The sequence below is a fragment of the Candidatus Nitrosocosmicus sp. FF01 genome (genome assembly GCF_047711275.1).
In the GTDB taxonomy this organism is placed as follows: Archaea; Thermoproteota; Nitrososphaeria; order Nitrososphaerales; family Nitrososphaeraceae; genus Nitrosocosmicus.
The window spans coordinates 175922-188488 of the sequence record NZ_JBLNIG010000001.1 but is presented as its reverse complement, the minus strand read 5'-3'; the positions used below and the strand labels follow the sequence as shown (position 1 = coordinate 188488).

At 33.5% G+C, this 12567-nt stretch carries 14 protein-coding genes; 7 read left to right on the top strand and 7 right to left on the bottom strand.

The annotated features are described in order from the left end of the window. Positions 1-88 precede the first annotated feature (88 nt). Positions 89-838 carry a hypothetical protein gene (locus ACMT7R_RS00980; RefSeq protein WP_415309574.1) on the top strand — a complete coding sequence of 250 codons (750 nt, stop codon included), beginning with the start codon at positions 89-91 and terminating at the stop codon, positions 836-838. A 124-nt stretch (positions 839-962) separates the two neighbouring features. Beyond that, positions 963-1340, top strand: a complete 378-nt coding sequence (locus tag ACMT7R_RS00975; protein ID WP_415309573.1) for a YybH family protein — start codon at positions 963-965, stop codon at positions 1338-1340. 337 nt (positions 1341-1677) lie between these two features. Here ACMT7R_RS00975 and ACMT7R_RS00970 read toward each other — a convergent pair whose 3' ends face one another. Both ACMT7R_RS00970 and ACMT7R_RS00965 read right to left on the bottom strand, forming a co-directional pair. Then, positions 1678-2442: a class I SAM-dependent methyltransferase gene (locus tag ACMT7R_RS00970; RefSeq protein ID WP_415309572.1), complete on the bottom strand. Its 765-nt coding sequence runs from the start codon at positions 2440-2442 to the stop codon at positions 1678-1680. A 519-nt stretch (positions 2443-2961) separates the two neighbouring features. After that, positions 2962-3315 (bottom strand): hypothetical protein, encoded by a 354-nt coding sequence (locus ACMT7R_RS00965; protein WP_415309571.1) that lies wholly within the window; start codon positions 3313-3315, stop codon positions 2962-2964. A gap of 428 nt (positions 3316-3743) precedes the next feature. Between ACMT7R_RS00965 and ACMT7R_RS00960 the strand changes: the two genes are divergently transcribed. Beyond that, positions 3744-4139 (top strand): response regulator, encoded by a 396-nt coding sequence (locus ACMT7R_RS00960; protein WP_415309570.1) that lies wholly within the window; start codon positions 3744-3746, stop codon positions 4137-4139. Between the two features lie 263 nt (positions 4140-4402). On the opposite strand, the gene ACMT7R_RS00955 is transcribed toward ACMT7R_RS00960, so the two are convergent. Beyond that, a complete protein-coding gene (locus ACMT7R_RS00955; protein WP_415309569.1) occupies positions 4403-5515 on the bottom strand; it encodes a hypothetical protein in 1113 nt (370 codons plus the stop codon). Between the two features lie 559 nt (positions 5516-6074). On the opposite strand from ACMT7R_RS00955, the gene ACMT7R_RS00950 reads away from it, so the two are divergent. Next, complete coding sequence (locus ACMT7R_RS00950) at positions 6075-6593, top strand: cupin domain-containing protein (RefSeq protein ID WP_415310528.1); 519 nt, start codon at positions 6075-6077, stop codon at positions 6591-6593. A 345-nt stretch (positions 6594-6938) separates the two neighbouring features. Then, positions 6939-7295 (top strand): hypothetical protein, encoded by a 357-nt coding sequence (locus ACMT7R_RS00945; RefSeq protein WP_415309568.1) that lies wholly within the window; start codon positions 6939-6941, stop codon positions 7293-7295. A gap of 284 nt (positions 7296-7579) precedes the next feature. On the opposite strand, the gene ACMT7R_RS00940 is transcribed toward ACMT7R_RS00945, so the two are convergent. The 3 genes from ACMT7R_RS00940 to ACMT7R_RS00930 form a co-directional block, all read right to left on the bottom strand. Further along, on the bottom strand, positions 7580-7900 hold the full coding sequence (locus ACMT7R_RS00940) for a DUF2795 domain-containing protein (protein ID WP_415309567.1): 321 nt from the start codon (positions 7898-7900) through the stop codon (positions 7580-7582). Between the two features lie 603 nt (positions 7901-8503). Continuing rightward, entirely contained in the window at positions 8504-9283 is a 780-nt protein-coding gene (locus tag ACMT7R_RS00935) for a hypothetical protein (protein WP_415309566.1), read from the bottom strand. Between the two features lie 332 nt (positions 9284-9615). Next, positions 9616-9990 (bottom strand): hypothetical protein, encoded by a 375-nt coding sequence (locus ACMT7R_RS00930; RefSeq protein WP_415309565.1) that lies wholly within the window; start codon positions 9988-9990, stop codon positions 9616-9618. A gap of 510 nt (positions 9991-10500) precedes the next feature. Between ACMT7R_RS00930 and ACMT7R_RS00925 the strand changes: the two genes are divergently transcribed. Beyond that, positions 10501-10680 (top strand): DUF1059 domain-containing protein, encoded by a 180-nt coding sequence (locus tag ACMT7R_RS00925; protein ID WP_415309564.1) that lies wholly within the window; start codon positions 10501-10503, stop codon positions 10678-10680. Between the two features lie 274 nt (positions 10681-10954). After that, a complete protein-coding gene (locus ACMT7R_RS00920) occupies positions 10955-11197 on the top strand; it encodes a hypothetical protein (RefSeq protein ID WP_415309563.1) in 243 nt (80 codons plus the stop codon). Positions 11198-12036: 839 nt separating this feature from the next. Here the strand turns inward: ACMT7R_RS00920 and ACMT7R_RS00915 are convergent. Further along, entirely contained in the window at positions 12037-12543 is a 507-nt protein-coding gene (locus ACMT7R_RS00915; protein WP_415309562.1) for an ester cyclase, read from the bottom strand. Positions 12544-12567 lie beyond the last annotated feature (24 nt).

Below are 12567 nucleotides of genomic sequence, written 5' to 3'. Positions count from 1 at the left end.
ACAACCAAGACTTCTTATAGTTGGAGTGGATGTGCAGGATGCTACCACTGTTACTTTTGATAGCTATCCCTAGGAGAATGGACACCTGATGTCTGTATATGGAGACGAGGGTAAGGTAAAGCATGAGATCTATTATGACGATGGAATTGAAATGAAACATTTGCTTGCAACAATGTCCTCGCATTTGAGGTATAGGCTTCCTGAACTTATAGTAAGAACGACATATGAGGATGGAACTATTGAGGAAAAATTCCGTCCATTTATGGATGGAATTTATCTAAGTAATACGCCATTGAGAGAAGTATTGCAAGCACACAGAGACTTTTATGATAAGACGACTATTGAAAAAGGAAAAAGCGTTCCGTCTTTAGATATAATAATAGCGGACTTGTATCCTACATTGCAAAAAGGCACGCCCTTGGATCCAGACTCCCTAACCAATCGAGTCCAGGATATTCTATTCCATGATAAATCCAAATATGATGAGAAATCAGCAATTCTGGTCTCCGATTACATAGGAATTAGCAAGATTCTTTGGAACCATATTGAAAAAGGAGATAAAAATGTAGCCGAACAGTTAAAGAAAGAAATAAACAAGATAATTAGAAGCAAAGATAGGAAAGGAGATCATAGAAAGTTTAATGACTTGATCGATGGAAGATTTACAATCGATAACATAGTTAGAATTGAATATGGTAACAACCTAGATGTTAATGAAAGTGACGATATAAATGGAAAAGCATTTGAGTTTTCAACACACACAATCGAAGAATTGGTAGAGTCAGGCAAAAAGGATGCGCTTTATTATAGAGACAACTGGAAAAACTGGCTCAAATAGGTAACTAGTTAACATGTCAACCAGTATGGCCCAAAACGATTTCTCATTCGGTAAAACAAGATTTCCTAGATAGATTAGAATTTTTTGTGATATCCTTATATGTAGTAGGCACAAGTCCACCCCTATGTCTGAACAAATGACACCCGAAGAGGTGCTAAATTCAGTAGTCAAAGGTATTAACAATGGCGACTTAGATTCTCTCATGAAGCTCTACGAACCTGATGCATGTTTTGCCTCAGAACCAGGACAACTTGCGAAGAGTCCGGAATCGGTTCGCCAGTGTCTGAGCGGTTTTATCGACCTAAAAGGCAAGCTAGATCTAAAGGTAAAAAGAGTACTCCAAACAAGTGATCTTGCCCTGGTAACAACTGAATGGTCATATAAGGGAACAGGACCTGATGGCAATCCTGTCAATATCGCTGCCAAATCTGCAGATGTTTTGCGCCAACAGGCCGATGGCAAATGGAAGTTTGTAATAGATAATCCGTGGGGTACAGACTAGGAAGGTAACCAAATCCGAATAAATGATAACGCAGATGGTGATGGTGATAAAATCACCTATCAATCATCGAAAACATTTACTTGTTATAAGACTGCCCTACCGAATTAATCCAAGTTACGCCATCATCATTTGCCATTCAAGAATTGGATAGATAAAGTAACTATTAATATCACATTTCTTTTCGTTTGTGAATTTGTATATAGTCGTAGATCAAAATAAGGAAACCAATTTTATACTGATCAGAATTAAGTTGTTCTTTCGGTCAATCCATTCGTCTATACTGCATTAGTATGCCAATAGAAAAAGTTTCCTGCAACCGTGCTACAATAATAATTAGTTAACTATGAATTTTACCTATTCTGATATTAATATTCCATTTTACAACTTTTTGATCCTCATGATTTCCCCATAATTTTTCCAGTTCATCTATTATTAGGTTTAGGGGGTTGAACTTTTTTTCGTTGTTAAACCTTTTTACAGCAGACCATGTTTGCATGTAGCTAATTAAATCATCAAGGCTCCAGTAAACATTCATTTCAAATTTTGGAGCGAGGATCTCTTTGAAAGGAAAAGGAATAGTTTTGTAATCATCTTGGACATAATTCGTTTCTGGAGGCCAATATTTTCCAAGAATATCTCCATTAACGTTTAATCTTGCACTAATCTTATCAATATCTTTATCAATTTGATGCATGCCATAGGACCATATAGCCAGAATGCCGTTACTTTTCCCTACACGTATTACCTCTTTATAGAACTTGTCGAGATCAAACCAGTGTGCAGCCTGTGCAACAGTTATCAAGTCAACACTATTATCACCGATATCTGCTTTTTCTGCAGGAAACATTTCATAGCGTATGTTAGTTCTCTCGAATTGATAGTCCAGCTGACCCTTACTTGCATCACTAGCAATTACATTCTTAAAGTGTTTGCAAAGCCCTATAGCAGCTTGCCCATTGCCGGTAGCACAATCCCATGCCACATTTTTGTTCGGTGTTACATCGCTCAAATATTTGTAAAGGGTATCGGGGTAAAGGGGTCTGGAAAATGAATACTCTTTAGAGGTAGATGAAAAATGGTCTATTGAACTACTAGTCACCATATCACTACGTTAATAATCTAAAAAAGGTTTCTTTGTAATTTGGGATTCTTTTTACAAATGAGATTGAAGAAAATAAACCTCCAAGAAGTATGATAGTGTTGAGTCTTTTCAAATGACAATTTATTCACAAAAATGGTAACACAAATTAGATTAGGTCTAACTTGGATAATTCATCTTTATATATTTTCAGAAAATAAAACTTTTGAGGATATTGATTGTCTTCACCAAATAAGATCTGCGGCATGACTCGGATATAACCTCGACATTTAGTCTTACACAATATAGGCCAAGAGATCCTAAAGTTTGATGACTCCAAATTTATTATTAAATGAACTAAAGCGACTATACTTACAGATACAAGCTCATGTGCAAGTTTGATCTAGGATTATCGTTGACCATTAATAATACGAAATGGGACCGTAGCTTTATCTAAGATGTGAAAGGGATGAAATTGGATGGGGTTGGAAGACAACAAAGTAGAGCGGGTTCCTTCTTTTCAAGTGTTGTAGACAAACCTATTTACTTTCCAAAATACTCTTTGACATTTGGTTGGTAAAGATAGTAAATGACAATTCCATTAATAATAATTAGAAAAAGTGAGCCAACATGTCCAATTACAATAGACCCTATCCCCACAATAATTGCTATTCCACTTAGTATCAATGTGACAATCCATGCCCAGCTCGATCCAATCCATAGTCCATATGCAACGGCAAAATAGGCTAATCCAATTATAAAGAAAACTCCTGCGAGGATTATGCCAAGTATTGGTATTAAAGCTAAAACGGTTAATCCGCTTAACAAGGATCCTATACCCCCAATAGCGAGAAGTATCGCAATTATTGTAACACCAAAAGGTCTATAATTTTGCATTTATATGATTAGAAGCCTTCGCCTTTTAAACATGACCTTATATTTGATGAGACTTTATAAATGAGAATAGTGTAATTTCATTGCATAACTAAATTTATTCTGAAGCGCGTTTAGGATCCCGGATTTCAATATCTAATAATGCAGGATTCTGTTGTTGGGCCCCTTTTAACATTGGAAGCCACTGTAGAAAATGGATGGTTATACATATTATTTTGGTCTATTCGAAATCCATACTATCAAAGAACTAAGACTTCAAAATCATAGACTAGGTATCAGATTTTAATTAATTAGCAGGAATCTATACTAAGTGATATTTTTGGTAAAAAGATAGCCTTTCTCTTGAAAATAATTTCTAATTACTATTGGTTTATGAAGTTCTATTTAAATACATACATCATGGTTATATACAATGTCAAATAATAAAAAATATGTCCACGCCGCCAATAGTAATGGTAGTGGATGATGATGAAGAACTTGCAAGTTTATTTAAGAGACTGCTAGAAGGGAATGGTTTTAGTTCTGTTTCTTTTAACGATCCATTATTAGCACTCAAACATTTCAAAGATGATCCACATGGATATTGGTTAGTTATTGCAGATTTGAAAATGCCTAACCTGAACGGAATAGATCTTGCTAAAAATATAAGAAATATTAGTCCATCAGTCAAAATTCTCTTAATTACCGGATTTTTTGATGATGAATATCTCAATAAACCGGATTTTAAAGCAGCTCGTATATCAGAAGTATTGCACAAACCCGTAAAATTAGGCGAACTTCTAGGATGCGTACACGAACTATTTTATTCTAAGGTAACAACTAAATAGTATAACAAATCTCCAGGCAGGTGAAAAGATACATATTTGTTTATATGAACGTTTTTGTATTATGGTAAAATAAATGTAGTTTATCAGCAATTGATATAAACGCATTCCAATGAATAAAACAAGTAGTGAAATTGGTACAATTACAATTTTCAAGTCTGTAGATACCTAGGAAGATGCCTTAGTAATACAGGATATTTATCAGAGTATGAGTCCCACCCATTGTATATAATGAAAAGTGATCCTAAGGTGTAACCTCCATAGAATCATGGAACCACCCTTCCGTCAGCAACTGTAGCTCTCCTTGCCCTAACTGTATAATAGATTGCTCCAAATCCCATACTAATTACGATGACTTGGATGATTTGACCAAAGTATGGAATAGGAACCATGTACAAAAGGTTGAGTATGATAAACCCAATTACAAAAGAAATGATGTTGTGAATATCTCTAGATGATCGTCGTCCCAATAACTCGAGAATTTTTTTTCCTAAAGCAAATGAAACCATCAATGATGACAAGATTAGTCCAGTAAGAAGAACTAACAATCCAAAAGCCGACATAGGCATTCCGACTACGGTTATTGCTAGTAACACTATTATGATCACAAACAATATGATTAACAGAAATCCCACCACAGTATTCTTGATTATGGATTTTTTCATTACAAGCTGAACCGAATTGAATTGAGTCGGCAACAATTTCACAAGTATTACACCTAAAATACCAAATCCTATTACAATCAGAATACCAAAGAGGTTTAGCCATCCCTGCATGTCTGGCATCATTGCTTCTTGGCTTGTTATCTGCAGGTCACCTACGGTGCCATTGTTTTGGAAATTATCAGTCATAGCTACTAGTTTCCCCGATATGTTGCCGTTGTTGATGATAGTTCCACCTGCAACATATGCATCATTGATTATTGTAGAGGTTGGATCAAAGTTTATGCTATTCGCTGCCAATATGACATTAGTTGATTTTCCGCCCAGATCTATGAAATTTCCGGCGGCTACGATTTTTCCTGAAACATCCGTATTTACCGTTACTTGCGCTCCAGCAACAAAAAGGTCGCCATCTATCGGTGCATTTACATAAATATTATTAGCAAAAACAATAGCTCCTCGGACTGTGGAGTCAATATATACTGTTTCACCAAAGATCAAGACTTCGTCCTCAACAGGTTCATTAATTGTAATCATGTCACCCGAAATAACTTGCAAAGCAAATGTACTATCGGGCATAATTAACGGTACTAAAACTAAGGATAGCATACAAAGAATAAATAAAGATCTTGTTCTGACAGTCTTGTTATTTTGAAATATTTTGCTGTCCGACCAATTTCGAGTCAATTTCAAATCCATAAAGTAATCCCAGATCATATATTACCACCTTGTCACCATTTTATTAATACTTTAATTTATTAGAATGTCTATTGAAAAATCACTTATTCTAATTTGAACAAGCTTGTAATTTTTAATCACATATGACTATTCAAATTACTAGAGAAATTATTTTGATAAGATTAAATAAATTAAAAATCGAGTGAATAGGAGTAATATTTTTTTGTGTATCCTTTGATATCTTATATAGATACTGAAACCAAAATTTACTATATGCTCGTAGATGATCTGGATATTACTATATATCAGATAATCAGAACAATTTAGTCGATATAAATATCTAAATTAAATAAACAACAACATTGGCCAAAGTAGGATTTTAATACTGACAAAAGTTCATGAAAAGAGGCTCCCACTCAACGAGTGTAACAAAAAATGTGCAAAAACATATAGACTAGATTGGTTCGGCATGAAGACATCATTAACTACAAGACTAATCGAAAGAAGAGTAGTTTTAGCAATTTTGCAATAAATTATGTTAATTCAATTGACTCCATTGTTGCAGTAAAAAGCTTGAAATAAATTGTAAACATATACAATTAGCGACAAAAAGAAGATAAAATCGGATCATACCTTTAATCTTGAAACTATCAAACCCCAAGCAGTTTGTACCGGGAGGGGTACTCGAACTAGGGTCAATAAAAATAATTTCTCCTTATTGAAAGGGATGGCATTTTACTTATTGAGAATAGACATCGAATGTGTAAGGGAGCCACATTGGCACCCAAATGCGGCTGAATTAGACTATGTTATCAGCGGAAGGACCCTGATGACCATTTTCAGTCCAGGCGATAAGGTAGATACATTTGAAGTTGGTACTAATGAAATCGTGTTTATTCCACCCGGATATTTTCATTACATAGAAAATTTAGATCCTAATGAAGATATGCAATTTGCAGTGTTCTTTAACGATGAACGACCAGAAGACATTGGTATTTCGGGTGGCTTAGGAGCATATTCAAACGATGGCTTGGGATCTTTATTTGGTGTAGAGACTAAAGTCCTTAATTCATTACCAAAATACCAAGAAGACTTTTTTGTCGTGGCTGGAGGTTAGGGCATCAAAATAGTACTCATTTAGATAAAATTCCATAAGAGCACATTTTACACTTTTGGAGATAACACCCGACGACCCATGTCTAAGGTTACAAGTCTGCCGAATTATCCAACAATAGGAAAAATATTACTTTCAATTTTTTTATCAGTATAGAGAATAACTGCAATGCATACATTATGTTATATAGGATTGAAGTATTTTGATAGATCACTTCTAATAGTTAAATATTTTTATACAAGTCTAATATTACAGGATATATGAAAATTACTTTTGAAATGATTGTAGTAACACTTGTTGTAACATCATTGACACTAGCACCGACACTGTTGATGAGTAACTCTGTAAATGCCGCAACACAGCCCCATTATTGTAGAGACTACCCTGGAAAGTCACAGTCATGGATTAACGGATGTCAACAAGGATGGTTCGATCACAATCGATGTTACTCATACGATGCAGGAACAGGTTCAAGTGCCTATAATGCTGGTTATAAAGTTGGATGGAACAAAGGTGTTTGCAAATCCTCACCCCATTACTGTACTGAATACCAAGGAAAATCAAGTAGTTGGAAATTTGGTTGCCAAAACGGATGGTACAATCATGATCATTGTCAAGGTTACTATCCAGAAACAGGACAGTATGCCAAAGGATACGAGGTTGGTTGGGCAAAAGGCCACTGCAAGCAATAACAAAACATCCTAGTTTTTTTTCTTTTTGGTTTGAACTTTGACTTGGATAATTGCCACCATTTTGTTACTCAATGAGGAATAAAAAATAATATTTTTTATATAATTATTTTTGTTTTGAAGTTGTTGTTATTATTGGTAATAGAAATATCTTACAAATTTCATAGGTATTGTTTATGGCTGTTAGGATGATGACTTGTTAAATACTGCTCTGAATTTCAGTTTCATATACGTTTATGACAAGAAAATTACTATATAATATAAACCTGTAGGTAAAAAAAATTTGTGATGGAATTATGGTTATTGGTGTACTAATCCTGCAGAAGTTGTAACATCTGAAACGTTACTATAAGATTTAGTTTGCAAATTATTTAAAGCATTTATTATTTTTTCTTTATTTTGAATTGTATTGTGGCTTTGTACTAACTCAAGAATTTTATTTTTATCTGCGGGAAAGTCTAAATTCTTTAACAATTGCCCAATTTCTGATACCACACTATAGTTTTCAACATTGACTTCTTTTCTTTGACCTTCTGTTGCATTTTGTTCATTTATCATCTTTCCTGTTTGGCTTTCTGGTCCCTCACTCTTTGGAATCTGATCTCTATTTTTTTGCTCCATGTAAAATATTTGCATCAAGTTATTTAACTATGGACATTTGTCCATGTTTTTCATTAAAAATTCAGGATTGTGTTAGGATCAAAAGCTCTTCTAATATTAAAGTTACCTATTCTTGCCGATCTACTTAATAATCAATCAACAATTTTCATATGTAATAAGGTATCAATAAAGGTCTTGTTTCTTATGATGTTGAACTTGACATTTCTATTACCTAGAATGCCTCAGACCTTCCCATGTTTTTGTTTTCCATCTAACTATCAGGCGGGTTGCATAATAGTTTTTATTGGATAACCAATTTGATGTCAAACTTATGACATGACTGTAGCCTTATTACCCTCTTATTTGTTCTATCTAAACTCCGTAGAGTTTCAATCCAACAAATAAAAGTATTACATCTTATATAACATAGTATTTAATCCCTGATCATTTTAAGCCTAAGACATCAGGCTAGAATTTGAAAAACATTTTAGCTGACCATAAATAATGAAAAAGAAAAGAAGGCTGGAAGGAATATATATGTATGGAGATATGACCCCTTAAAAGGATCTAGAAAATAAAAAATTGCGAATTTTGCTAAATTTCCATAAACACAATTGAAATCTGTCAAATAACATCATACTCTAGTTTTTGACCAAGAAGCATATTGGTGTACGCAAAACCATTTTTCATGATAGCATCCGCATATTTTCCGAACATAGATCTGTCAATGCACGAACCATGCATCGGAAACACCATATTTGGATCAAGTCCAACAAGCCTCTTGGTAGTTTCTCGCACAGGATTTTCACTAGCAAAAATGCCTACTGCTCTATAAAGTGCAATCATCGCTTCTGACAAATCGTCTGATATTACTGGTTTGTTCATACCAGGCTGGATAAATAGATCTGAAGTGAATAGGGATTTTGTAGTTTCCTCAAAAATCATCATGCTATCCCAATGGTGAACATGAGGGGTCATTATGAACCTTAATGATTTTTTCCCCGTTTTGAGGACTTCACCATCCCAAAAGGAAAGATGGTCCACTGGCATGTTATACCAACCAGTAAGATTCAACTTTGAACTAAGGTCGCTACAAACTAGTCTAGCATTCGGACTACTTAGGAATTGCATCCCTCCCCATTCATCGCTTTCAAAGTGAAGAAATGCAACATTTTCGAGTTTACCCAATGGAATCACTTCCTTTACCTTTTCTTCAATTTTTGGATACATACCCATGGGTCCCGTGTGAATCAAAGTTGGACTTTTGTCTGCTATTAAGAATTGGTTAAAAGTTATACCATATGTATCTACTAAACCACAAATTCGATAGATCCCATCGCTGATTTCATGGATAGATACATCTACATTTTTTGGATTCAAAGTTGTTTTGCTGACTTCAGGCATATTTTCTATTGTTATAGCATCTAGAAAAGCTTAATCGTCAATTATTGTAATAAATTAATTTATTACAAAAAATTGAATCTATGTAAGCCCGTATTTTAAACCATGCAAATCAGTGTAATCAAGGGAGACATAGTATTATTAAGAGCAAATATCCTTTAGAGTAGATCAAATGATCAAAGACATGCCAAAATAGATTGTATTCTGATAATTCAAAAACAAAAAAATAAATTCGGTCCTTCAAAGAAAACTAATAAAATATCAACTTGAAGTACACTTACCCATGTCCTGATACTTTATATGATTATCTAAATTGTTGAGTCGAGTCTTATTACTTAGTTGTCTAACCCCACTCCTACAACATCGAACTTTACTCCACAGAAAGGACAAAACTTTATCTGTTCGACCACTGGATTAGGGCTGTTTTCAAAATGATAAAAAAGCTTTCTTCTAACCTCAAACATTCTTGGATTTTTATCAATATATAATTCTTCATTTGAGAATTCTTTAAAGCCTTCACAGCAAAACATCTGTTTTTTGTTCTTTACTGCAGTTGTCGATGTTCCCTTCTCATTTCTCTCGTTAACACCACAGTTATCACAACTGATCAAATACACCTTCTCGTTTTTATCAAACCATAGGAAAGCCTTATCATTAGTACATTTTTCACAAGATACGTTCAAATTCTCATAAAACTCATAATCATTCATGTCATTTCCCACCAACTATTTAATGACCTCATGATTAATAGTCTTCATTAAAACATCCAATAAATTTGTTAGTGGTCACAAATAGTATTAATCAATTTTCTTTTGGATCCTATCTATAACCGGCGTTCGTTTCAATACATGACGAATTGTGAGTTGACTAGATATCTCTGCTTTTAAATAAATTAGTTATACAAAAAAAGAGAATAAGATATGGATTGATTTATTATATATGATAAGTAGATTGCATCTAAATAGAATATTACCCAATGCTGATCCTTTGGATATTATCAAACCTTAATTATATCAAATCTTGACACATAAATCGATCCATTAAGTTTTCAGAACTACCCCACGTTAACCACTGCTTATAGTGATTTACAAGGATTGTAATAATAGCGGGGTTTAATATAGACATTAAAAATAATTTACAATAGTACGATTGAAACAATCAGACTAGAGATAGGGTTCTGTGATGGTGTAGTTATATGTTAGTTTATTAATTATTAATTAATGAAAACAATAAACTGTAGAGAAGCAGGATTTGATTGTGACTTGATTGTTAAAGGGGAAACTGAAGAAGAAGTATTGAAGAATGGAATGGAACATGCCAAAAAAGATCACAACATGAAAGAAGAAGACATGACCCCTGAGCTGAAAGAGAAAATAAGAAGCATAATTCGTAGTTCTTAGTCACAATTTTTTTTGGATATGACGGTAATTGATTGATTCATTGCTTCATTTTTTATTTATAAAATGTCCACAGCAATTCTTGTGAATCCAAGGTTTACTTCATCTTGAACGTCACTTCTCCAACCAAGAATGTTTGATTATCAGTCTCATGAGAAATTTTACTACGACGAAGAATATTTTGAATCTAATTCCAATACTTCTACCACCTTTGCAAAAATGGATAGATAGATAGAAAGAAAAAAGATTTAATATTTAGAATATAATATTTTTTGACATGGGTTCAGATCCAGGATCAGATTTACCTAAAATAGACCAAAATTATGCATCCAAAGGAAATTCAGAACACAAGTACGCGAGTGACGAAGAAAGGTGTAACATATGTGGATTGGTTGCACGCAATAAGGCTGAGCTGGAAGAGCACATTAAACATGCCCACACACAAGAAGATCCTAACAAATCAGGCACGATATATTCAGATGAGCAAAGAATTGATCCATTTGTAAAAACAGAAGATTAAGTTTTTTGTTTGTTTAATCTATTGGAGATATTCCATTAGTTACCTGTTTTATTAATATATAACTAATAAGAGAGAATACTACCAGAAAAAGTTTTAAATAATTTTTTTAAAGTTGAATGAATTTGGGAAACAAAGCTCCTAATCGCAATGTAGTAATCCTTAGATCAATTTTTGAGTATAGAAGGTAAAAAAGTAAAGATTTACTTGACTTTGAATACCTAAGACAAATGAGAGCTGTAACTTATATCATGAATTAGTATTATATTTATTAATAAATAGTATGGGTTGACTTAACATGCTCTTTTCAAATGGAACAAAAAATTTCTAATTCTCACGATTATGAATCTGCCAGGATCGATATCTTCTAGTTGGGTTATTTACAAACATCCAAATAAAATATTGTTCACACAGATGTACAAGAAGTAGCAAATAATCAAACGATTAATCCTTCAATTGCAGAGGAAATCAGATATTTAATTATTTGATCTGCTTATAAATGGAATCATGTATAGATATATTAAGGGAAATTAATTAAATGAGTGTGTTGCAAGTGACACAGGTTAATTCTTCTTCCAAAGAAAAATAAAATAAAATTCTAATGATAATATTCACAATCATTCGATTGTGTAGTATATATTAAGAGATATAGATGAAAGGAGTTATAAAAGAAAGAGAACTCCCATCTTGGTTCCCAGGGTAAATATGATATGTTAAAGCCGGTTAAAACCTCAAACTCAATTGACCGATTTTCAACCAAATAGTCAGTTTAAATACAATTTTTTTTAGAAGGAATAGACCATTTAGCAAAAATGAAATGCCAATTCAACAGACCATCGATCTTAATCCCTGCTAGCAAGTTCCTTTATTCGTTTTGATTGCTGTATTCCAGTTATAGGAAGAGTTTGCTTATCTAGTAATCCTAACTGAACCAAAACAGAAGCTTGATCCCAATAAATATGCTCATGTGCTATTTTACCTTTGGCAAATTTCATAATTACGACATGAGGTATTTCAACATACTTTCCTGTAGGTGCAACACCGGGGAGCATATAGTAAATCTCTCTGTCATGAGTAAAGCTAATTATAACTTCATCTACTACCTGATCCTGACCTACTATTCTTGAGATTGGAGTTATTTTTAAATCCTTTGGCATCTTACCGATAAAATGATTTTTGTAGAATGAATTAACTTCGCTATAACCGGTTCCACCAGTCAAGGTAGGAACGTGATGGACGTAGGGATCTTTTGTCATAGTAGACATAGTTGCTTTCAAGTCTTTGTTTTCAAATTCGTATTCGATGTGTTTGTCAAACACTTTGTCGATTCTATTTGATTCATCCATCATGAAAGAATAGGTTGAATTTCTTTT